Origin of the sequence: Pseudomonas sp. REST10, assembly GCF_029542605.1 — a bacterium.
Taxonomy (GTDB): Bacteria; Pseudomonadota; Gammaproteobacteria; order Pseudomonadales; family Pseudomonadaceae; genus Aquipseudomonas; species Aquipseudomonas khazarica.
This window is the reverse complement of sequence record NZ_CP035677.1, coordinates 4561935-4581858: the sequence shown is the minus strand read 5'-3', so window position 1 is coordinate 4581858 and position 19924 is coordinate 4561935. Positions and strand designations below refer to the sequence as shown.

Genomic DNA, 19924 nt, shown 5'->3' with positions numbered 1-19924 from the left:
GCTGATCATGACCCATGAAGAATTCCTGCGTTTAGCCGGCGAAGGCTACAACCGCATTCCCCTGGCCTGCGAAACCCTGGTGGATTTCGACACGCCCCTGTCCATCTACCTGAAGCTGGCCGACGCGCCGAACTCCTACCTGCTCGAATCGGTGCAGGGCGGCGAGAAGTGGGGGCGTTATTCGATCATCGGCCTGCCGGCGCGCACCGTGTTGCGCGTGCACGGCCATGACGTCGTGGTGAGCACCGATGGCGTCGAGGTCGAGCGTCAGCAGAGTGCCGACCCGTTGGCGTTCGTCGAGCAGTTCAAGGCGCGCTACAAGGTGCCGACCATCGCCGGCCTGCCGCGTTTCAACGGTGGCCTGGTGGGCTACTTCGGCTACGACAGCGTGCGCTATGTCGAGCAGAAGCTGGCCAGCTGCCCGAATCCGGACCCGCTGGGTACGCCGGATATCCTGCTGATGGTGTCCGACGCCGTGGTGGTGTTCGACAACCTGGCGGGCAAGATGCACGCCATCGTCCTGGCCGACCCCGATGAGGCGGATGCCTTCGAACGGGGCCATGCGCGCCTGCGCGAGATCCTGCACAAGCTGCGTCAGCCGATCACCCCGCGCCTCGGCGTGGACCTCGCTGCGCCACAGGGCGAGGAGCCGGCGTTCCGCTCCAGCTACAGCAAGGGTGACTACGAATCGGCGGTCAGTGCGATCAAGGAATACATCCTGGCCGGCGACTGCATGCAGGTGGTGATCTCCCAGCGCATGACCATCGGCTTCCAGGCCGCGCCCATCGATCTGTATCGCGCGCTGCGTTGCATCAACCCGACGCCGTACATGTACTTCTTCAACTTCGGCGACTTCCACGTGGTCGGCAGCTCGCCGGAAGTGCTGGTGCGGGTCGAGGATGGCCTGGTCACCGTGCGCCCGATCGCTGGTACCCGGCCGCGTGGCGCCACCGAAGAGGCCGACCTGGCGCTGGAGCAGGACCTGCTCGGCGATGCCAAGGAGGTCGCCGAACACCTGATGCTGATCGACCTGGGCCGCAACGATACCGGCCGCGTGTCGCAGATCGGCTCGGTCAAGCTCACCGAGAAGATGGTCATCGAGCGTTATTCCAACGTCATGCACATCGTCTCCAACGTCACCGGCCAGCTCAAGCCCGAGCTGTCGGCGATGGATGCGCTGCGCGCGATCCTGCCGGCGGGCACCCTGTCCGGGGCGCCGAAGATCCGCGCCATGGAAATCATCGACGAGCTGGAGCCGGTCAAACGCGGCGTCTACGGCGGTGCGGTCGGTTACTACGCCTGGAACGGCAACATGGACACTGCCATCGCCATCCGCACCGCGGTGATCAAGGATGGCGAGCTGCATGTACAGGCTGGCGCCGGTATCGTCGCCGATTCGGTGCCTGCCCTGGAGTGGGAAGAAACCCTGAACAAGCGCCGCGCGATGTTCCGCGCCGTTGCGCTGGCTGAACAGACCGCTCCCCAGGCTCAGGAATAAGAGGCGCCGCACCATGCTTTTGATGATCGACAACTACGACTCCTTTACCTACAACGTCGTGCAGTACCTGGGTGAACTGGGCGCCGACGTGCATGTGATTCGCAACGACGAACTCAGCGTGGCCGAGATCGAGGCGCTCAAGCCCGAGCGCATCGTGGTCTCGCCGGGGCCGTGCACGCCCAGCGAAGCGGGGGTGTCCATCGAGGCCATCCTGCATTTCGCCGGCAAGCTGCCGATCCTGGGCGTGTGCCTGGGCCACCAGAGCATCGGCCAGGCCTATGGCGGCGACGTGGTGCGTGCGCGCCAGGTGATGCACGGCAAGACCAGCCCGGTGTTCCACGAGGACAAGGGGGTGTTCGCCGGCCTCAACAAGCCGCTCACCGTGACCCGCTATCATTCCCTGGTGGTCAAGCGCGAGACCTTGCCTGACTGCCTGGAAATCACCGCCTGGACCCAGCACGACGACGGCTCGGTCGACGAGATCATGGGCCTGCGCCACAAGACCCTGAACATCGAAGGCGTGCAGTTCCACCCCGAGTCCATCCTGACCGAGCAGGGCCACGAACTGTTCGCCAACTTCCTCAAGCAGACCGGAGGCGTGCGCGCATGAACATCAAGGAAGCCCTCAACCGGATCGTCGCCCAGCTCGATCTGACCACCGAGGAAATGCAGGCGGTGATGCGCGAGATCATGACCGGCCAGTGCACCGACGCCCAGATCGGCGCCTTCCTCATGGGCATGCGCATGAAGAGCGAGACCATCGACGAGATCGTCGGTGCTGCCAGTGTGATGCGTGAGCTGGCCTCCCCGGTGGTGATCGACGCCGAGCGCATGGTCGATACCTGCGGCACCGGCGGCGACGGCATGAACGTGTTCAACGTCTCCACCGCCGCGGCATTCGTCGTCGCGGCTGCCGGTGGCAAGGTGGCCAAGCATGGCAACCGCGCGGTGTCCGGCAAGAGCGGCAGTGCCGATCTGCTCGAGGCCGCCGGGGTCTACCTGGGACTCAAGCCCGAACAGGTGGCGCGTTGCGTGGAAAGCGTCGGGGTCGGCTTCATGTTCGCCCCTGCCCATCACGGGGCGATGAAGCACGCCATCGGTCCCCGTCGCGAACTGGGGCTGCGGACCATCTTCAACATGCTCGGCCCGATGACCAATCCGGCGGGTGCCCGGCATCAGGTGATCGGTGTGTTCAGCCAGGCGCTGTGCCGGCCGATGGCCGAGGTGCTGCAGCGTCTGGGTAGCCAGCACGTACTGGTGGTGCATGCGCAGGACGGCCTGGACGAGATCAGCCTGGCTGCACCGACCTTCGTCGCCGAGCTGAAGGATGGGGCGGTCAGCGAGTACCGCATCCAGCCAGAGGATTTCGGCATCAAGAGCCAGAGCCTGATCGGCCTGACCGTCGACAACGCCGAGCAGTCGCTGGAGCTGATTCGCGACGCGCTGGGTCGACGCAAGACCGAGAATGGACAGAAGGCGGCCGATATGATCGTCCTCAATGCCGGTGCGGCGCTGTACGCCGCCGACCATGCCAGTACCCTGAACGAAGGCATGCAGCTCGCGCATGACGCCCTGCACACCGGGCTGGCGCGCGAGAAGCTGGAGGAGCTGGTGTCCTTTACCGCGGTATTCAGACAGGAGAACGAAGGGTGAGCGTACCGACCGTACTGGAGAAGATCGTTGCCCGTAAGTTCGAGGAAGTGGCGGCGCGCCGCGCGCAGGTCAGCCTCGCCGAACTCGAGGTCGCAGCCCGCAGCGCCGACGCACCGCGCGGTTTCGCCCGCGCACTGCTGGAGCAGGCTGCGCGCAAGCAGCCGGCAGTGATTGCCGAGGTGAAGAAGGCATCGCCGAGCAAGGGCATCCTGCGCGAGGACTTCATCCCGGCCGACATCGCCCGCAGCTACGAGGCCGGCGGCGCTACCTGCCTGTCGGTGCTGACCGATATCGACTTCTTCCAGGGTGCCGACCAGTACCTGCAGCAGGCCCGTGCGGCCTGCACGCTGCCGGTGATCCGCAAGGACTTCATGGTCGATCCGTATCAGATCGTCGAAGCCCGCGCCCTGGGCGCCGACTGCGTACTGCTGATCGTCTCCTGCCTGGATGACGTGCGCATGGCCGAACTGGCCTCGGTGGCCAAGGATGTTGGTCTCGATGTGCTGGTGGAGGTGCATGACGGCGACGAACTCGAGCGCGCCCTGACCACCCTCGATACGCCCCTGGTCGGTATCAACAACCGCAACCTGCACACCTTCGAGGTCAGCCTGGAAACCACGCTCGACCTGCTGCCACGTATCCCAAGGGATCGCCTGGTGGTGACCGAGAGCGGCATCCTCAACCGGGCCGATGTCGAGCTGATGGAAATCAGCGAGGTGTACGCCTTCCTGGTCGGCGAAGCCTTCATGCGCGCGCAGGAGCCGGGCGTGGAGCTGCAGCGCCTGTTCTTTCCCGAGCGCGGGCGGGCCACGGTGATCGGCAAGGATCCCGACTAGGACGCATGAAAAAGCCGGCTCAGAGCCGGCTTTTTCATTGCGTGGCGCGTCAGCGAGTGCCGAACACCACCATGGTCTTGCCCTTGACGTGCACCAGCCCCTGTTCCTCCAGGGACTTGAGCACGCGACCGACCATCTCGCGGGAGCAGCCGACGATGCGGCCGATTTCCTGGCGGGTGATCTTGATCTGCATGCCGTCCGGGTGGGTCATGGCGTCCGGCTGCTTGCACAGGTCGAGCAGGGTGCGCGCGACACGGCCGGTCACGTCGAGGAAGGCCAGGTCGCCGACCTTACGCGTGGTGTTGCGCAGGCGTTCGGCCATCTGGCTGCCGAGGGCGAAGAGAATGTCCGGGTCTTGCTGGGTCAGTTCGCGGAACTTGGTGTAGCTGATTTCCGCGACCTCGCATTCGGTCTTGGCGCGTACCCAGGCACTGCGCTCCTTCTCCGTGCCTTCTTTCTCGAACAGGCCCATTTCACCGAAGAAGTCGCCGGCATTGAGGTAGGCGATGATCATCTCGCGGCCGTCGTCGTCCTCGATGAGGATGGTGACCGAACCTTTGACGATGAAGAACAGGGTTTCGCAACGATCACCTGCGTAGATGATGGTGCTTTTCGCGGTGTAGCGACGGCGGTGACAGTGCGCGAGCAACTTGTCGAGATGTTTGATTTTTGGTGTAAGGGTAATAGCGACCATGCCCGAGTCCCGAATATAGAAAAGTAGGCCTTTGTCCAACAGGCAATTTCTTATTAGTTATCCGGCCAAGTGTGCCAGCAATCCGGCGCCAGCTTAACAGACGCACAAAATGAAGGGTGTTTTTTGTGACCTGCCTAACACAGCCTAGTGGAACTTTGACGCTTGGCGCGTGCATCAGGATGTCGCGGGGCTGTGCTAACCTGCGTGCCTTTGCAAAGCAACGGAGCCTGGATAGATGAAAGCGCGCGTGCAGTGGGCCGGCGAAGCCCTGTTTCTCGGGGAATCCGGTAGTGGCCATGCCGTGGTCATGGACGGCCCGCCCGAGGCCGGAGGTCGCAACCTGGGCATCCGTCCGATGGAGATGCTGCTGATCGGCCTGGGTGGCTGCAGCAACTTCGATGTCGTCAGCATCCTGCGCAAGGGGCGCCAGCCGGTGGAGAGCTGCGAGGTGTTCCTCGATGCCGAGCGTGCAGGCGAGGAACCCAAGGTGTTCACCAGGATTCACCTGCACTTCGTGGTCAAGGGGCGTGGCTTGAAAGAGGCTCAGGTCAAGCGTGCCGTGGAGCTGTCGGCGGAGAAATACTGCTCGGCTTCGATCATGCTGGGCCGTGCCGGTGTCGACATCAGCCACGACTACGAAATCGTCGAGCTGGGCTGAGCGGGTTTCGCGTGATACGACGAGGGCGCCCATGGGCGCCCTCGTTCATTCAGATGCGGTAGGTGCTCTTGGTCATGACCTTCGATAGCAGGGTCATGCCGAACTTGACCGGCGCCGGGAAGCGTACACCGCCGGCTGCAAGCGCGCTGTTGGCGTGCTGCTGCTCGTCGATGCGCATCTGCTCGAGAATGGCGCGCGACTTGGCGTCATGTTCGGGAATCTGCTCCAGGTGTTCGTCCAGGTGCTTGCAGACCTGATCCTCGGTGGCGGCGACGAAGCCCAGGCTGACCCGGTCGCTGACCAGGCCGGCAACGGCGCCCACGCCGAAGGACAGCCCGTAGAACAGCGGGTTGAGCACGCTCGGGTGGCTACCCAGTTCGCGGATACGCTGCTCGCACCAGGCCAGGTGGTCGATTTCCTCATCGGCCGCGTGCTCCATGGCGCTGCGCACCTCCGGCAGCTTGGCCGTCAGCGACTGTCCCTGATACAGCGCCTGGGCGCAGACTTCACCGGTGTGGTTGATGCGCATCAGGCCGGCGACGTGGCGCGACTCCTCGCTGCTCAGCTCCGCCTCGTTCTGCACCACGGCGGGTGAGGGGCGAGCCGATGCGCCGCTGAAGGGCAGCAGGGTGCGCAGGGCGGCATCGGCCTGCAGCAGCAGGCGATCGACGGGGGAATACTGGCGTTCGCTGGCCATGGGGCACCTCCAGAAGGAACAACGCGCCTAGTCTACTGCAAAGTGGCCGGGGCGTCCGGGGTCAGGGCAACTCGCGCAGGACGCGAAAGCCCAGGGCATAGTCGCGGTGGTGCGGCTGCTTGAGGTCGCGCATGCTGCTGCGCAGGTAGCTCGGGCCGCTGTTCCAGGCACCGCCGCGCACCACGCGCGGGCTGTCGTCGAGCAGGCCGGCACTCTGCGTTTCGCTGCCGTCGAAGCGCTGGGTGAAGCGCGATGCGGTCCATTCCCAGACATTGCCCGCCGTGTCGCTCAGGCCGAAGCCGTTGGCGGGGAACTGGCCCACGGCGGCGGTCTTGTTGCGCAACAGGCGTGATGTCGCGCAGCCACGGCAGTGGGCGCGCGGCGCCTGCTCGCTGCTGTCCAGGTCATCGCCCCACCAGTAGTAGCTCGGGCTGCCGCCGCGCGCGGCATATTCCCATTCCGCCTCAGTCGGCAGGCGGTAGCGGGCGCCGCTCTGGCGCGACAGCCATTGCGTATAGGCATGCGCGTCGCGCCAGGACACGTGGATCACCGGGCGCCGTGCGGAGAGGCCCCAGCCCTCGTTGTCGGGCATGGGCAGGTTGGCGGCTTCGGCATAGCGCTGCCAGTCGGCGAAGGTGACCTCGTAGCGGCCGATGGCGAAGGGCGCGGCGAAGGTCACGGTTCGTGGCGGGCGCTCGTTGTCGTTGCCCCGGCCGCTGCCATCGCCCAGCTGGAACTGCCCGGCGGGGATGACCACCAGTTCGGGCCCCGTGCCGCCGCTGGCGAGCGCGTCGCTGATCGGCTCGCTGGCGAACGCCGGCAGGGCCAGCAGCGCCAGGCCGGCGAGGCCGAGGGATAGCTGCCGTGTCACAGCACGTGCGATCAGCACTTGCATGGCAGGTTGCCTGCGGCGACGATCTGCGTGTTTAGACGGTCCATGCGGCGAGCTCCCGATTCTGCCAAATCGCGGATGTTAACCTTGCTCGCCGGGCAGACCCAACCTCACAAGGAGCAGGTGTTGAAGAACGATATTCACGATCTGGGGCTGGTGCTGGACTCGAAGGTCAAGCTGATCGTCATCGAGTCCTGGGACGAGCTGCGCGTTCTGGAGACCCTGACTGGGCTGGCGATCAAGCGCGGCCTGGGCTTGCACACCTGGTCGGTGACCGAAGGCCTGCAGCGCCTCGGCTTCGGTGGCGCGGCGGTGGACGAGTCGCCCACACTGGAGCCGGATGCCGCGTTGCGCCTGATCAAGGTCGATCCGCAGCCCAACCTGTACGTGATGTGCGATCTGCACCCGTTCCTCGATGACAACCCTCGCCTGGTGCGCCTGCTCAAGGAGATCGCCATGAGCGAGGGGGCACACAAGCCGACGCTGGTACTGGTGTCGCACGCACTCAAGCTGCCGGCCGAGGTGCAGCGTTATGCCGCGCGCTTCAGCCTGGCGCTGCCCTCCGAGGACGAACTGCTCGGCATCGTGCGTGACGAGGCGACGCGCTGGAGCGAAGGGAACCGCGGGGCGCGGGTGCGCACCGACAATCGCACGCTGCAGCAGGTGGTCAAGAATCTGCGCGGCCTCAGCCATGCCGAGGCGCGTGCGCTGGCACGCAACGTGATCTGCGACGACGGGGCGATCACTCAGGAAGATATCCCCGAGCTGAACAAGACCAAGTTCCAACTGCTCGATCTGGAAGGCGTGCTCAGCTTCGAGTACGACACCGCACGCTTCGCGGAAGTCGGTGGCCTGGTCAACCTCAAGCGCTGGCTGGCGGAGCGGCAGGCCGGTTTCCTCGAGGGCAAGCAGCTCGACGCGCCAAAGGGGGTGATGCTGGTCGGCGTGCAGGGCGGCGGCAAGAGCCTCGCGGCCAAGGCGGTGGCCGGTCTCTGGGGGCTGCCGTTGCTGCGCCTGGACTTCGCCTGCCTGTACAACAAGTTCTTCGGCGAGACCGAGCGCAACCTGCGTGAGGCGCTGCGCCTGGCTGAACAGATGGCCCCCTGTGTGCTGTGGATGGACGAGGTGGAGAAGGGCCTGGCCAGTGGTGACCATGATGGCGGGGTCAGCCAGCGGGTGCTCGGCACCCTGCTGACCTGGATGTCCGAGCGCAAGGCACCGGTGTTCGTCGTGGCCACGGCCAATGCCATCGACCGCCTGCCGCCCGAGCTGGTGCGCAAGGGGCGTTTCGACGAGCTGTTTTTCGTCGACCTGCCGAGCGCCGAGGTCCGTGCCGAGATCTTCCGCATCCACCTGCAGCGCCGCGAGCTGGATCCTGCCGGGTTCGACCTGGCACAACTGGCGGCGGCCAGCGAGGGTTACTCCGGCGCGGAGATCGAGCAGGCGGTGGTCAGTGCGCTGTACGCCGGTCAGGCGCAACAGCAGTCGGTCGACCAGGCGCTGGTGGTGCGTGTGCTGCAGGGCACGGCGCCGCTGTCGGTGGTGATGGCCGAGCGGCTGGCGGCGCTGCGTGACTGGGCGGACGGCAGAACGGTCAACGCGGGCTGACGTCGGGCTGTCGCGAACGGCTCAGGCGCCAGTGAAGGGGCGGGTCAGGCGTGCGCTGATCTTGCGCACCAGCCAGCGCGGCGCCAGGCGCGGGCTCATGGCCAGCAGGCGGTTGCGCCAACCGGGAATGATCAGGGCGCGGTCTTTCTGCAGGGCGCGCACGGTGAGCAGCGCCACTTCCTCGGCGCTCATCATCAGCCTGCTGCCGGCGAGGCGGCTGACGTCCATCTGCGCCGAGCGGAAGAATGCACTGTGCGTCGGCCCGGGGCACAGGACGGAAACCTGGACGCCACGCGCGCGCAACTCCTCGCGCAGGCCTTCGGAAAAGTGCAGGACATAGGCCTTGCTGGCGTAGTAGCTGCTCATCCAAGGGCCCGGCTGGAATGCCGCGACCGATGCCACGTTGAGAATCTGTCCGCCGCCCTGTTCGGCCATACGCTGACCGAGGGCATGGCAGAGGCGGGTCAAGGCCAGGACGTTGACTTCCAACTGCTCCTGCTCGCGGCCCCAGTCCTGTTCGAGGAACGGGCCAGCACAGCCCAGGCCGGCGTTGTTCACCAGCAGGTCGATGTGCCACTGGCCCTGTTCCAGTTCGATCAGCAGCCCGGACAGCTGCAGGGGCTCGCTCAGGTCGCAGAGCCGGAACAGCACTTCGACGCCGAAGCGCTGTGCCAGCTCGCAGGCGATGCTTTCCAGGGCTTCACGCCGGCGCGCCACCAGGATCAGGTTGCGCCCACGACGCGCCAGGGCTTCGGCCATGGCCAGGCCGATGCCGCTGGATGCGCCGGTAACCAATGCATAACTGCGCATGATGGGGCGTCAATGATCCCGTCTGTAGGCCGGCACTAGCCGAGGTAGCCCTGGTAGGCAGGCAGGGCGATGGCCGCGACGATGCCCGCGATCGGTACCAGCAGGAACAGCCAGGCCAGGACCTTGACCCCGGTGCTGTTGGGCGGTGGCGGCGGACCGTAGCGGTTGACGCCCTGAGTACCCGGAATGATCAGCATGAGCAGGGCAAACACGCTGCCGACGACGGGAACGAAGTTGAGCAGCCAGAGCCAGCCTGACCAGCCCATGTCATGCAGGCGCTGCACGCCGATGAACACGCTGATAACGATCATGGCAATGACCGCGATACCCAGCAGCAGCCCGCCAAGAGTGCCGGAAATGGCCGAAGCGCCCGCGAACAGCGCCATCAGCGGCAGGGAGCAGAGCAGCATGGCCATGGTCCAGCCGAGGTAGCGCACGCGGCCGATACGGCCGTTGACGCTGAATACCTTGAGTTCGGAATACTCGGGCAGTGCCTCCGCGACATTGGCCTGCGGCGGTGCATAAGGGGAGGCGCCAGTGGCGTCTGCGACCTGCGCCGGGGCGGCTTCGGCCAGCTGGGCCTGGCGAGCGAGGTACTTCTCGATGATGATGCCGCAGGCAGAGCATTCGCTGGCCTTGGCCTGCTCATGCCCGCACTTGGGGCAGTTCATGCGGGCGCTATCCACCGGCTCCGCCTCGGATTCTTCTTCGGTGGGCACCAGGCTCAGGCTGGCGCTCTGGTCCAGTTCCTTGCGCACGTTGGCGCCGGCCTTCTGCAGGGCGTTGAGGTACTGGTTCGCCTCGTGTTCCTCGAGGTCGCGCTTGAGTGCCACCGGGGTGCCGCTGAACAGGCTGTCGATGCGGGCTGCATCGCTCTTGAACAGGCGGGCCAGATTGTCCTTGACCGTTTCCAGTGTGGTCTCCGGCATCAGTTGGCCATCGAACACTATCTTGTAGCGCGGTTGGTTCATGCGAGCTTCCTTGTCTGCTGGAAGGTAGAAGTGGGCTAAGCCTAGAGCGACGCGAGGCCAATATACAAGCGGCCTGAGCTGCGAGCGATGGGCAATGTTCAGGCGTTGCCTATTGTGCTCCAGCGGCCCACCAGCTGGCCGCGGCGTAGTAGACGTATTTCGCTGAAGTAGGGCAGCAGGCCCTCGCTGACGGCGGGGCGCAGGAACACCCAGTCCCCGCTGCCCAGTTGCGTGCCTGCGCTGCCGATCAGGCGTTCCTGGTTGGCGCTGCGGCCATACAGGGGGTCGTAGTCGAGGCCTTGTGGCGAAACGGGTTGCGCTGGCCAACGGCCACCGTACAGGTAGTAGGCGCGCTGCCGGTTCGGGTTCCAGGCGCTGATCGCCGGCTGCAGCGGCTGCAGGTAGGGCAGGGCTCCGTCAACCGCCTTGAGTACCGGCGCAGCGATCCACAAGGCCGGCTGGTGCGCCTGTAGCAGCGCGGTATCGAAGTCCGCAGGCTTGAGCAGGGCGGAGCCGACGGCGACTTCATTGAGCACGCTGGCCTGCTGGTTGTGGAGGGGGTAGGTCAGGCTGCCGCCGCCGTTGAGCAGGGGCTGCGCCGGCCACAGCTTGTCGAGCGAGCGTACGCTGTCGATGAACGCGCGATAGCGCGCATCGCTGTCGGCGAAGGCTTGCTGCTGGCGCATCCAGGGCGGGCTGTGGGCGACATGGGCGTCGTAGCCCATCAGGCCGCGGCACCGCAGCAGCGGGTAGCGGGTGAGTTGCTGCACGGCCTGGTTCAGTGCCTGCGGGCTGGCGAAGCCGCCACGCTGCAGGCCGACATCGATTTCCAGCGCGATGTGCAACGGCTGGTGCAGCGCCTTGGCCAGCTCGGCGTACTGCACCAGGCGCTGTTCGCTGTCGATCAGCCAGGTCACCTGGCGCGCCGCGTCGAAAGTCAGGTGCTGTGGCAACTGGCGGTGGAAGTTCAGTGCTGCCTCGACGGGCAGCGGCTTGCCCAGCAGCAGGTCGGCCTGGGGGAAACTCCTGGCCAGACGATTCAGCTGAGGTTGCTGAAAGACCATGAAACGCTGGGTCTGCAGGCGTTTGGCCAGGTACTCCAGCAGGCCACTGCTGGCCAGCGACTTGGTCACCAGGCGCAACGCGAGGCGCTCCGGCAGGCGCGCGGCGAGCAGGTCGGCGTTGGCGTCCAGCCGGTCGAGGTCGAGCAACAGGGTGGGCAGGCCATCGCCATCCTGTTGCAGCTGCCGATTGAGCGCGGCGAAATAGGCGTCATGCACCTGCCCCCGGTCATGCGGGCGCAGCGCCCAGCCGCCGAGCAGGCCCAGCGCTCCCAGGCCGAGCAGGTGACGGCGTTTCATCGTGGCCAGCGTTGCCCCAGTTGCTGGCTGCGGGCCACTGCCGCGCGGTACTCGCCGTCGAGTCGTGCCACCAGCTCCTGTACCGATGGCAGGTCATCGATGGCGCCAACCCCCTGGCCGGCCGACCATACGGTTTTCCACGCCTTGGCCTCGTCATCCATCGGCTTGAGTTTCTCGCCGTAGTTGATGCTGGCCTTGTTTTGCAACTGATTCAGGTCGTAACCCGCCTGTTCCAGGCTCTGGCGCATGAAGCTGGCCGGCACGCCGGAGACGGCGGGCGTGTGGATGATGTCGGCGGCGCGGGCGCCGAGGATCATATCCCGGTAGGCGGCGGGGGCGTCGTTCTGCGTGGTGGCGATGAAGCGTGTGCCCATGTAGGCCAGGTCCGCGCCCAGCAACTGGGCGGCGAGAATCTCATGGCCGTGGTTGAGGCAGCCGGACAGCAGCACGGTCTTGTCGAAGAATTGACGGATCTCGGCCAGCAGCGCGAAGGGGCTCCAGGTGCCCGCATGGCCACCAGCGCCCGCAGCCACCGCGATCAGCCCGTCGACACCGGCCTCTGCGGCCTTCTCGGCGTGACGGCGGGTGGTCACGTCATGGAATACCAGGCCGCCATAGCCATGCACGGCGTCGACCACTTCCTTCACCGCGCCCAGGCTGGTGATGACGATCGGTACGCGGCGCTCGACGCAGATGGCCAGGTCGGCCTGCAGTCGCGGGTTGCTCTGGTGCACGATCAGGTTGACGGCGAAGGGCGCGGCGTCGGGCTGCAGGCTGGCGCTAATCTCGTCGAGCCAGGCGGAGAAACCGCTGCTTTCACGCTGGTTGAGCGCCGGAAAGCTGCCGACGATACCGCTGTTGCAGCAGGCGCTGACCAGTGCCGGGTTGGATACCAGAAACATCGGAGCGGCTACCAGGGGCAGACGCAGGCGTTGCTCGAGCAGAGTAGGCAGAGACATGGTGGTTTCCTCAGAAGGGGCGGACGACGACCAGAATGACGATGCCCAGCAGAGCCAGCACCGGCGCTTCGTTGAACCAGCGATAGAACACATGGCTGCGGCTGTTCTCACCCCGCGCGAAGCGCTTCAGCTGAGCGCCGCACAGGTGGTGATAGATGACCAGGGCGACCACCAGTGTCAGCTTGGCGTGCATCCAGCCCTGGGAGAAATAGTAGGAAGGGTTGAGGCTCAGCAGCCAGATGCCCAGGCCCAGTGTCGCGATCATCGACGGCAGCATGATGCCGCGGTAGAGCTTGCGCTCCATCACGCAGAAACGTTCATGGCTGGCGCTGTCGTCGCTCATCGCGTGATAGACGAACAGGCGCGGCAGATAGAACAGGCCGGCGAACCAGCAGACCACGGCAATGATGTGCAGGGCCTTGAGCCAGAGATAGAGCATTTGCGTGTCTCATGCTGAAAATTGCCCCGATAGTAGAGGCAGGCAACGCTTTACGTCACCTCTGCGGTTGGAGCTTGGCCGATGCGGCTTTATCATCGGCAACTTTCCAATGGCTTTTGTGAAGGGGCATGTGATGATCAAGGTCGGTATCGTCGGCGGCACGGGTTACACCGGTGTTGAACTGCTGCGTCTGCTGGCGCAACACCCGCAGGCTGAAGTGACCGTCATCACTTCCCGTTCCGAAGCCGGCCTGCGTGTCGACGAGATGTACCCCAACCTGCGCGGCCACTACCCGGACCTGGCATTCAGCGTGCCGGACGTCGCCACCCTGGGCGCCTGCGATGTGGTGTTCTTCGCCACGCCTCACGGTGTGGCCCATGCCCTGGCCGGAGAACTGCTGGCTGCCGGCACGCGAGTGATCGACCTGTCCGCCGACTTCCGTCTGCAGGATGCCGAGGAGTGGGCCAAGTGGTACGGCCAGCCGCACGGCGCGCCGGAGCTGCTGAGCGAGGCGGTGTATGGCTTGCCCGAGGTCAACCGTGAGGCGATCAAGGCGGCGCGTCTGATCGCCGTGCCGGGTTGCTACCCGACGGCGACCCAGCTTGGCCTGATCCCGTTGCTGGAGGCCGGGCTGGCAGACACCGGCAGTCTGATTGCCGACTGCAAGAGTGGTGTCAGCGGCGCCGGGCGTGGCGCCAGCGTCGGCTCGCTGTTCTGCGAGGCCGGCGAAAGCATGAAAGCCTACTCGGTCAAAGGCCATCGCCACCTGCCGGAAATCCGCCAGGGGCTGCGCCTGGCTGCGGGCAGCGACGTCGGCCTGACTTTCGTCCCGCACCTGACACCGATGATCCGTGGCATTCACGCCACCCTGTATGCGCGCGTGGCCGATACCTCGGTGGATCTGCAGGCACTGTTCGAGAAGCGCTATGCGGGCGAGCCGTTCGTCGATGTGATGCCAGCCGGCAGCCACCCGGAAACCCGCAGCGTGCGCGGCGGCAATGTCTGCCGGATCGCGGTGCATCGGCCTCAGGGCGGTGACCTGGTGGTGGTGCTGTCGGTCATCGACAACCTGGTCAAGGGGGCTTCCGGCCAGGCAGTGCAGAACATGAACATCCTCTTCGGCCTCGACGAGCGACTCGGCCTGTCGCACGCGGCTCTGTTGCCGTGACAGCGGGTTGGGAAGTTCGCCTCAGCGATCCGCGCCGTGATCGTCGACGTCGCTGGTCGCTGTTGCTGCTGGTGCTCGCGCTGCCAGCGGCATTCGCCCTGGGCTGGTACTGGCCGCAGGCTGCGCCGCAGCAGAGCCCGGAGCAAACGCAGGCGCTGCTGACGCGCCTGGCCGAGCAGGACCAGGAACTGGAGCTGCTGCGCCAACGCCTGGCGGTGGTGGGCAGCAGCGACAAGGTGAGTCAGCAGGCGATCGAGCAGAACCGCCTGACCATCAAGCTGCTCGAGGAGCAGATCTTCAAGCAGCAGCAGGACCTGGCCTTCTACAAGGGCGTGCTGGCGCCTGCCAGTCGCCGCGAAGGCCTGCGCATTCGCACGTTTGAGCTGCAAGCCACGGACGCACCTCGGCGTTTCCGCTACAAATTGCTGATGAGCCGAGTCGGTGCCAGTGACGAGGCGCTGCAGGGGAAGATGCGTGTCACCGTCGAAGGTCGGCAGGGGGGTAAAACCGCCTCTCTGGCGCTGTCGACGTTGTCCGATGACGTGAGTGAAAACCCCATCCCATTTTCCTTCAAGCATTTCCAGTCCTTTCCCGAGGCTGGCCGCTTCGGTGAATTGCAGCTGCCTGAAGGCTTCGAGCCGCTTCAGGTCAAGGTTCAGGCGGAAGTCGAAGGCGACAAGCCGCTGAACCGTACGTTCGAATGGATCAAATCAGGAGTTATGACCCCCCATGTGGAGTAAAGACAAGGCCAAACCCGACCTGCAGCGTTTCAGCGGCAAGACCAGCCTGATCGCTGCCGGTGCCGAGCTGGTGGGCGACATGCGCTTTCAGGGCGCGGTGCAGGTGGACGGCAAGGTCACCGGAAACCTGCTGGCCACCGAAGGGCTGGTTCGTGTCAGTGTGGGTGGGCTGGTTGAAGGAGAGGTGCGGGCCCCCCATATCGTCATCGACGGCGAAGTGATCGGCGACGTGTTCGCCAGCGGCCATCTTGAACTGGGTGCGCGTTCGCGTGTGCGCGGCAATCTGCACTATGCCCTGATGGAAATGGCCATGGGGGCGCAGATCGAAGGTCGCCTTCACCATCTCAAGGACGGCGACAAGCCGCTTGAGCTGCCAGCCTTGGTAGATGCCGAGCAATAGTTGACCGATTTTGTAGGGCAAGCGGATAATGCATGCCCAACGCAGTATGGCGCATGGCGCCGGGAGTTCAGCATGAGCGTCGAAACCTTCACCCCTGCCCCTTTGCACTTCACCCAGGGTGCGGCCAGCAAGGTGAAGACCCTGGTCGATGAAGAAGGCAATCCGCGTCTGAAGTTGCGCGTGTTCGTCACGGGCGGTGGCTGCTCGGGCTTTCAGTACGGCTTCACCTTCGATGAAGACGTCGCCGAGGATGACACCATTGTCGAACGCGAGGGTGTCAGCCTGGTGGTCGATGCCATGAGCTTCCAGTATCTGGTCGGCTCCGAGGTCGATTACCAGGAAGGGCTCGAGGGTTCGCGCTTCGTGATCAAGAACCCCAATGCCACCACGACCTGTGGCTGTGGTTCGTCCTTCTCGATCTAAGCACCTTGGCAGATGAAAAACGCCGCGCTCGATGCGCGGCGTTTTCGTTCAGGCGGGATAGATCGCGCCGAGGATGCGCAGCCCTGCGGCTCCGGTAACGCTCGGCCGGTTACCCGGAATCCCCTCCAGGGCGCAGTGGGCGAGCCAGGCGAAGGCCATGGCCTCGACCCAGTCCGGGTCGATACCCTGCGCAGCCGTGCTCCGCACGTCGGCTCCTTGCATCAGCGCGCTCAGGCGCTGCATGAGACAGGTGTTGTGCGCGCCGCCGCCGCATACCAGCAGGACATCGGTATGGGCCTGCGCAGTGCGCAAGGCACTGGTGATGCTGCGGGCAGTGAGTTCGACCAGCGTCGCCTGAACATCCTCGCCCGCTATCGCAGGCAAGGCCTGCAGGTGGCCGAGCAGCCAGTCGAGGTTGAACAGTTCGCGGCCGGTACTCTTGGGGCCGGCCGTCGCGAAGAACGGATCGCTCAGCAGTCGGCTCAGCAGGCCGGGGTGCACGGTGCCAGTGGCAGCCCAGGCACCGTCGCGGTCATAGTTGAGCCCCTGGCAGTGATGAATCCAGGCATCGAGCAGGACGTTTCCAGGGCCGCTGTCGAAGCCCAGCACCTCCCCATTCGGATCCAGCAGGCTGAGATTGCTGAAACCGCCGACGTTCAGCACGGCCACCTGATGCTCGCCATCAGCAAACAGGCTCTGATGGAAGGCAGGCACCAAGGGCGCGCCCTGGCCACCCGCCGCAACGTCGCGGCGGCGGAAGTCCGCGACCACGCAGATGCCGGTCAGCTCGGCGAGTAGCGCGGGGTTGCCGATCTGGATGGTGAAACCACGGGCAGGTTCATGGCGCACGGTCTGGCCATGGCTGCCAATGGCGCGAATCTGTTGTGCGGTCAGGTTCTGCTGTTTCAGCAGCTCGTCGATGCCCTGTGCGGCAATCTCGACCCAGCGTTGTTCGGCAATGGCTGCGCGAGCCAGCTCATTTTCGCCAGGTGCGCAGAGTGCCAGCAGATCGCTGCGCAGCGTCTCGGGCATTGGCCGGTAGAGGGTCGCGAGCAGGCGGGGGGAGTGGTGTTGCTCGATCAGTGCGATGTCCAGGCCGTCCAGACTGGTACCGGACATCACACCTATATAAAGAGACATGGATTACTGCTTGTTGCTGGCCAGCATGGTGGCCTTTTCCTGATCCATGCGTGCCATCAGCGGCTTGCTCAGTTGCATGAAGCGTTGCTTCTCGCTCGCAGCAATCGGGTCGGCCATTGGCAGCTTCTGGCTCAGCGGGTCGACGTGCACACCATTGACCTGGAACTCGTAGTGCAGGTGCGGGCCGGTCGACAGGCCGGTGGTGCCGATATAGCCGATGATCTGTCCTTGCTTGACGTTGACGCCGTTGCGAATGCCCTTGGCGAAGCCCTGCATATGCGCATAGAGCGTCCGGTAGCGCTGTCCGTGCTGGATGATCACCGTATTGCCATATCCGCCGTTACGACCGGCCAGGGCGATCTTGCCGTCGCCGGCCGCCTTGATCGGTGTGCCGCGTGGCGCCGCGTAGTCGACACCCTTGTGCGCGCGAATCTTGTTCAGGATCGGGTGCTTGCGTCCGGTGGAGAAGCGCGAGCTGATGCGGGCAAAGTCCACCGGCGTGCGGATGAAGGCCTTGCGCATGCTTTCGCCGTTGGCGCTGTAGTAGCTGGTCGCGCCCTGCTTGTTGGTGTAGCGCACAGCGGTGTAGGTCTTGCCGCGGTTGGTGAAGCGTGCGGACAGGATGTCGCCGGTGCCGACGCGCTTGCCGTTGACCACCTTCTCCTCGTAGATCACCTCGAACTCGTCGCCTTCGCGAATATCCATGGCGAAGTCGATGTCGTAACCGAAGACGTTGGCCAGGTCCATGGTCAAGCCATGAGACAGACCGGCACGCTTGGCCGAGAGGAACAGCGAGCTGTTGATCACGCCATGGCTGTAGGCCGTCACGACTTCCGGCTTGACCTGGTCACGCTGGAAATCGAAGCCATCGGCGTCACGGCTCAGGCGAATGGTTTCCAGTTCACTGAGCTTGCTCTGCAGGCTTTTCAGCTTGCCGTCGTCACCCAGCTGGAAGTCGAGTACCTGGCCGACCTTGAGGCGGCTGAACTGCTTGGCTTCCTTGCTGCTGTTGAGCGCCTCGTGCAGGTCGTTCGCGTTCAGCCCGACCTTGGCAAAGACCGTGGACAGCGTATCGCCGTTGCTGACGGTGACGCTGTGCTGGTTGGGATCGGAAGGAGTGGTGTCGGCTGTTGCTGGATTCTTTTCATCAGCGCCATCTCCGACGCTGTTTTCGGCGCTATCTGCGCTCGGTCCGATCGTGGCGAACGGCGAGGCAGCGCCAGAGGCTGGCTGTCCCGCTCGGAGGTCGTCCTTTTCCTGCAGCACCAGCTCGGCTTCGCTGCCGAGGTCCAGATCGAGAAAGGTCTTCTGCGCTTCGACTTCACGCGAAGGAAACACCAGCAGAGCCAGGCTCAGCAGCGCAGCTACACCACTCGCAGCCAGGATATGGCTCTTTGGGTAGGGCGGGGCTTTAGGGATATTTTGCGTCATGGCGTGAGGCGTTTTCTTGGAATGTGCATTAACTGTATAAAATATAACCAAAATCGGCTCGGGGCAACCCTTGACATGCCCTGTCTGCGACCGCCGGGCCAACCATGGGCAAAACTTGTAATTAGTTTGCGATCTTGTATGGTTGGTTCCCTTTCAATTTCCAGTGGTTGCGGGTTCTGTCATGAAGTCGGTCGAAGAGCAGCTGGCGCTGATCAAGCGCGGTGCGGAAGAGGTTCTGGTTGAAGCGGAGCTGGTCGAAAAGCTCAAGCGTGGTCAGCCGCTGCGGATCAAGGCGGGTTTCGATCCTACCGCGCCGGACCTGCACCTCGGTCATACCGTGCTTATTAATAAGCTGCGTCAGTTCCAGGAGCTGGGACATCAGGTGATTTTCCTGATCGGTGACTTTACCGGAATGATTGGTGATCCCAGCGGCAAGAGCGCTACCCGTCCGCCGCTGACCCGCGAGCAGGTACTGGACAACGCCGAGACCTACAAGCAGCAGGTGTTCAAGATCCTCGATCCGGCCAAGACCGAGGTGGCGTTCAACTCCACCTGGATGGATCAGCTCACGCCGGCCGACTTCATTCGCCTGGCGTCGCAGTACACCGTGGCGCGGATGCTCGAGCGCGATGACTTCGACAAGCGCTACAGCAGCAACCAGCCGATTGCCATCCACGAGTTCCTCTACCCGCTGGTGCAGGGCTACGACTCCGTTGCGCTCAAGGCCGATGTGGAGCTTGGCGGTACCGACCAGAAGTTCAACCTGCTGATGGGGCGCGAGCTGCAGCGTGCCTACGGTCAGGAGTCGCAGTGCATCGTCACCATGCCTCTGCTCGAAGGGCTCGATGGCGTGAAGAAGATGTCCAAGTCTCTGGGTAACTACGTGGGTATCCAGGAAGTGCCTGGCGTGATGTACAACAAGCTGGTGTCCATGCCGGATGCATTGATGTGGCGCTACTTCGAGCTGCTCAGCTTCCGCTCCATGGAGGAGATCGAGCAGTTCAGGCGCGATGTCGAGCAGGGTGCCAACCCGCGTGACATCAAGATCAAGCTGGCCGAGGAACTGGTTGCGCGTTTCCATGGTGAAGAGGCAGCTGCCAATGCGCATCGCTCGGCCGGTAACCGCATGAAGGATGGCGAGCTGCCGGACGACCTGCCCGAGGTCGAGCTGGTTTCGGCTGAAGATATGCCGATCTCGTCCGTCCTTAATAAGGCAGGTCTGGTGAAGAACGCTGCGGTAGCGCGTGATCTGCTGGGCTCCGGCGGTGTGCGGGTCGATGGCGAGGTGGTCGATCGTTCCTTCCTGTTCAAGGTGGGCGAGGCCCATGTCTGCCAGGCGGGCAAGAAAGCCTTTGCGCGGGTCGTGCTCAAGGCCGAGTAATAAAATTGCAATTTAAGCTTGACGCGCGTTCTGTGGGTTGTAGAATGCGCGCCACTTCAGCGATGAAGCTCTTCGAAAACTTCTTGTTAATCAATAAGTTAAGTTTAAAAGAGGGGTTGCAAAGCTGGGTCGGGCGTGTAGAATGCGCGCCGGTCGACAGGGTGG

At 64.4% G+C, this 19924-nt stretch carries 21 protein-coding genes; 11 read left to right on the top strand and 10 right to left on the bottom strand.

Features of this window, described 5'->3' with window-relative positions; all coding sequences use genetic code 11:
• Nucleotides 1–7: 7 nt before the first annotated feature.
• The 4 genes from trpE to trpC are packed head-to-tail and all read left to right on the top strand — an operon-like array spanning nucleotide 8 to nucleotide 3987.
• Entirely contained in the window at nucleotides 8–1498 is a 1491-nt protein-coding gene (trpE, locus tag EWH21_RS21690) for an anthranilate synthase component I (protein ID WP_277699292.1), read from the top strand.
• A 13-nt stretch (nucleotides 1499–1511) separates the two neighbouring features.
• Nucleotides 1512–2108, top strand: coding sequence for an aminodeoxychorismate/anthranilate synthase component II (locus EWH21_RS21685; RefSeq protein WP_037054979.1), 597 nt, complete (start codon nucleotides 1512–1514; stop codon nucleotides 2106–2108).
• On the top strand, nucleotides 2105–3151 hold the full coding sequence (trpD, locus tag EWH21_RS21680) for an anthranilate phosphoribosyltransferase (protein ID WP_037054977.1): 1047 nt from the start codon (nucleotides 2105–2107) through the stop codon (nucleotides 3149–3151). The genes EWH21_RS21685 and trpD overlap by 4 nt, the downstream gene beginning before the upstream one ends.
• A complete protein-coding gene (gene trpC, locus EWH21_RS21675) occupies nucleotides 3148–3987 on the top strand; it encodes an indole-3-glycerol phosphate synthase TrpC (RefSeq protein ID WP_152489717.1) in 840 nt (279 codons plus the stop codon). The genes trpD and trpC overlap by 4 nt, the downstream gene beginning before the upstream one ends.
• Before the next feature lie 49 nt (nucleotides 3988–4036).
• On the opposite strand, the gene crp is transcribed toward trpC, so the two are convergent.
• A complete protein-coding gene (gene crp / locus EWH21_RS21670) occupies nucleotides 4037–4681 on the bottom strand; it encodes a cAMP-activated global transcriptional regulator CRP (protein WP_037054974.1) in 645 nt (214 codons plus the stop codon).
• Nucleotides 4682–4916: 235 nt separating this feature from the next.
• Between crp and EWH21_RS21665 the strand changes: the two genes are divergently transcribed.
• Entirely contained in the window at nucleotides 4917–5339 is a 423-nt protein-coding gene (locus EWH21_RS21665) for an OsmC family protein (RefSeq protein ID WP_037054973.1), read from the top strand.
• Between the two features lie 49 nt (nucleotides 5340–5388).
• On the opposite strand, the gene coq7 is transcribed toward EWH21_RS21665, so the two are convergent.
• A complete protein-coding gene (gene coq7 / locus EWH21_RS21660; protein ID WP_037054971.1) occupies nucleotides 5389–6036 on the bottom strand; it encodes a 2-polyprenyl-3-methyl-6-methoxy-1,4-benzoquinone monooxygenase in 648 nt (215 codons plus the stop codon).
• Between the two features lie 61 nt (nucleotides 6037–6097).
• Nucleotides 6098–6931 carry a formylglycine-generating enzyme family protein gene (locus EWH21_RS21655; protein ID WP_277699291.1) on the bottom strand — a complete coding sequence of 278 codons (834 nt, stop codon included), beginning with the start codon at nucleotides 6929–6931 and terminating at the stop codon, nucleotides 6098–6100.
• Between the two features lie 123 nt (nucleotides 6932–7054).
• Between EWH21_RS21655 and EWH21_RS21650 the strand changes: the two genes are divergently transcribed.
• Entirely contained in the window at nucleotides 7055–8536 is a 1482-nt protein-coding gene (locus tag EWH21_RS21650; protein WP_037054968.1) for an AAA family ATPase, read from the top strand.
• Nucleotides 8537–8557: 21 nt separating this feature from the next.
• On the opposite strand, the gene EWH21_RS21645 is transcribed toward EWH21_RS21650, so the two are convergent.
• The 5 genes from EWH21_RS21645 to hemJ form a co-directional block, all read right to left on the bottom strand.
• Nucleotides 8558–9346: an SDR family oxidoreductase gene (locus EWH21_RS21645; RefSeq protein ID WP_277699290.1), complete on the bottom strand. Its 789-nt coding sequence runs from the start codon at nucleotides 9344–9346 to the stop codon at nucleotides 8558–8560.
• Nucleotides 9347–9381: 35 nt separating this feature from the next.
• Nucleotides 9382–10317: a DUF805 domain-containing protein gene (locus EWH21_RS21640; RefSeq protein ID WP_152489714.1), complete on the bottom strand. Its 936-nt coding sequence runs from the start codon at nucleotides 10315–10317 to the stop codon at nucleotides 9382–9384.
• A 98-nt stretch (nucleotides 10318–10415) separates the two neighbouring features.
• Nucleotides 10416–11678, bottom strand: a complete 1263-nt coding sequence (locus EWH21_RS21635) for an alanine racemase (RefSeq protein WP_277699289.1) — start codon at nucleotides 11676–11678, stop codon at nucleotides 10416–10418.
• The gene (locus EWH21_RS21630) at nucleotides 11675–12637 is read right to left on the bottom strand and encodes a nitronate monooxygenase family protein (protein WP_037054960.1); all 963 of its coding nucleotides are present in this window, start codon (nucleotides 12635–12637) and stop codon (nucleotides 11675–11677) included. The genes EWH21_RS21635 and EWH21_RS21630 overlap by 4 nt, the downstream gene beginning before the upstream one ends.
• A gap of 10 nt (nucleotides 12638–12647) precedes the next feature.
• A complete protein-coding gene (gene hemJ, locus EWH21_RS21625) occupies nucleotides 12648–13076 on the bottom strand; it encodes a protoporphyrinogen oxidase HemJ (protein WP_047586843.1) in 429 nt (142 codons plus the stop codon).
• Nucleotides 13077–13209: 133 nt separating this feature from the next.
• Between hemJ and argC the strand changes: the two genes are divergently transcribed.
• The 4 genes from argC to erpA all read left to right on the top strand — a co-directional run bounded on the left by argC (nucleotide 13210) and on the right by erpA (nucleotide 15807).
• Nucleotides 13210–14244, top strand: coding sequence for an N-acetyl-gamma-glutamyl-phosphate reductase (gene argC, locus EWH21_RS21620; RefSeq protein WP_277699288.1), 1035 nt, complete (start codon nucleotides 13210–13212; stop codon nucleotides 14242–14244).
• Complete coding sequence (locus tag EWH21_RS21615) at nucleotides 14241–14984, top strand: DUF6776 family protein (protein ID WP_277699287.1); 744 nt, start codon at nucleotides 14241–14243, stop codon at nucleotides 14982–14984. Before argC ends, EWH21_RS21615 begins: the two co-directional genes overlap by 4 nt.
• Nucleotides 14974–15384 (top strand): polymer-forming cytoskeletal protein, encoded by a 411-nt coding sequence (locus EWH21_RS21610; RefSeq protein WP_037054952.1) that lies wholly within the window; start codon nucleotides 14974–14976, stop codon nucleotides 15382–15384. The genes EWH21_RS21615 and EWH21_RS21610 overlap by 11 nt, the downstream gene beginning before the upstream one ends.
• A gap of 72 nt (nucleotides 15385–15456) precedes the next feature.
• Nucleotides 15457–15807, top strand: a complete 351-nt coding sequence (erpA, locus tag EWH21_RS21605; protein WP_004373465.1) for an iron-sulfur cluster insertion protein ErpA — start codon at nucleotides 15457–15459, stop codon at nucleotides 15805–15807.
• A gap of 48 nt (nucleotides 15808–15855) precedes the next feature.
• On the opposite strand, the gene EWH21_RS21600 is transcribed toward erpA, so the two are convergent.
• Nucleotides 15856–16947 (bottom strand): anhydro-N-acetylmuramic acid kinase, encoded by a 1092-nt coding sequence (locus tag EWH21_RS21600; RefSeq protein ID WP_277699286.1) that lies wholly within the window; start codon nucleotides 16945–16947, stop codon nucleotides 15856–15858.
• Between the two features lie 3 nt (nucleotides 16948–16950).
• The gene (locus EWH21_RS21595; RefSeq protein ID WP_277699285.1) at nucleotides 16951–18378 is read right to left on the bottom strand and encodes a peptidoglycan DD-metalloendopeptidase family protein; all 1428 of its coding nucleotides are present in this window, start codon (nucleotides 18376–18378) and stop codon (nucleotides 16951–16953) included.
• 181 nt (nucleotides 18379–18559) lie between these two features.
• Here EWH21_RS21595 and tyrS point away from each other — a divergent pair, with 181 nt between their 5' ends.
• Nucleotides 18560–19759: a tyrosine--tRNA ligase gene (tyrS, locus tag EWH21_RS21590; protein ID WP_277699284.1), complete on the top strand. Its 1200-nt coding sequence runs from the start codon at nucleotides 18560–18562 to the stop codon at nucleotides 19757–19759.
• Nucleotides 19760–19924: the final 165 nt, after the last annotated feature.

Bases quoted from the DNA above. Each gene is read 5' to 3' on its own strand.
- trpE (WP_277699292.1), top strand. From the start codon at position 8: ATGACCCATGAAGAATTCCTGCGTTTAGCCGGCGAAGGCTACAACCGC.
- EWH21_RS21685 (WP_037054979.1), top strand. From the start codon at position 1,512: ATGCTTTTGATGATCGACAACTACGACTCCTTTACCTACAACGTCGTG.
- trpD (WP_037054977.1), top strand. From the start codon at position 2,105: ATGAACATCAAGGAAGCCCTCAACCGGATCGTCGCCCAGCTCGATCTG.
- crp (WP_037054974.1), bottom strand. From the start codon at position 4,681: ATGGTCGCTATTACCCTTACACCAAAAATCAAACATCTCGACAAGTTG.
- EWH21_RS21665 (WP_037054973.1), top strand. From the start codon at position 4,917: ATGAAAGCGCGCGTGCAGTGGGCCGGCGAAGCCCTGTTTCTCGGGGAA.
- coq7 (WP_037054971.1), bottom strand. From the start codon at position 6,036: ATGGCCAGCGAACGCCAGTATTCCCCCGTCGATCGCCTGCTGCTGCAG.
- EWH21_RS21655 (WP_277699291.1), bottom strand. From the start codon at position 6,931: ATGCAAGTGCTGATCGCACGTGCTGTGACACGGCAGCTATCCCTCGGC.
- EWH21_RS21645 (WP_277699290.1), bottom strand. From the start codon at position 9,346: ATGCGCAGTTATGCATTGGTTACCGGCGCATCCAGCGGCATCGGCCTG.
- EWH21_RS21640 (WP_152489714.1), bottom strand. From the start codon at position 10,317: ATGAACCAACCGCGCTACAAGATAGTGTTCGATGGCCAACTGATGCCG.
- EWH21_RS21635 (WP_277699289.1), bottom strand. From the start codon at position 11,678: ATGAAACGCCGTCACCTGCTCGGCCTGGGAGCGCTGGGCCTGCTCGGC.
- EWH21_RS21630 (WP_037054960.1), bottom strand. From the start codon at position 12,637: ATGTCTCTGCCTACTCTGCTCGAGCAACGCCTGCGTCTGCCCCTGGTA.
- hemJ (WP_047586843.1), bottom strand. From the start codon at position 13,076: ATGCTCTATCTCTGGCTCAAGGCCCTGCACATCATTGCCGTGGTCTGC.
- argC (WP_277699288.1), top strand. From the start codon at position 13,210: ATGATCAAGGTCGGTATCGTCGGCGGCACGGGTTACACCGGTGTTGAA.
- EWH21_RS21610 (WP_037054952.1), top strand. From the start codon at position 14,974: ATGTGGAGTAAAGACAAGGCCAAACCCGACCTGCAGCGTTTCAGCGGC.
- erpA (WP_004373465.1), top strand. From the start codon at position 15,457: ATGAGCGTCGAAACCTTCACCCCTGCCCCTTTGCACTTCACCCAGGGT.
- EWH21_RS21600 (WP_277699286.1), bottom strand. From the start codon at position 16,947: ATGTCTCTTTATATAGGTGTGATGTCCGGTACCAGTCTGGACGGCCTG.
- EWH21_RS21595 (WP_277699285.1), bottom strand. From the start codon at position 18,378: ATGACGCAAAATATCCCTAAAGCCCCGCCCTACCCAAAGAGCCATATC.
- tyrS (WP_277699284.1), top strand. From the start codon at position 18,560: ATGAAGTCGGTCGAAGAGCAGCTGGCGCTGATCAAGCGCGGTGCGGAA.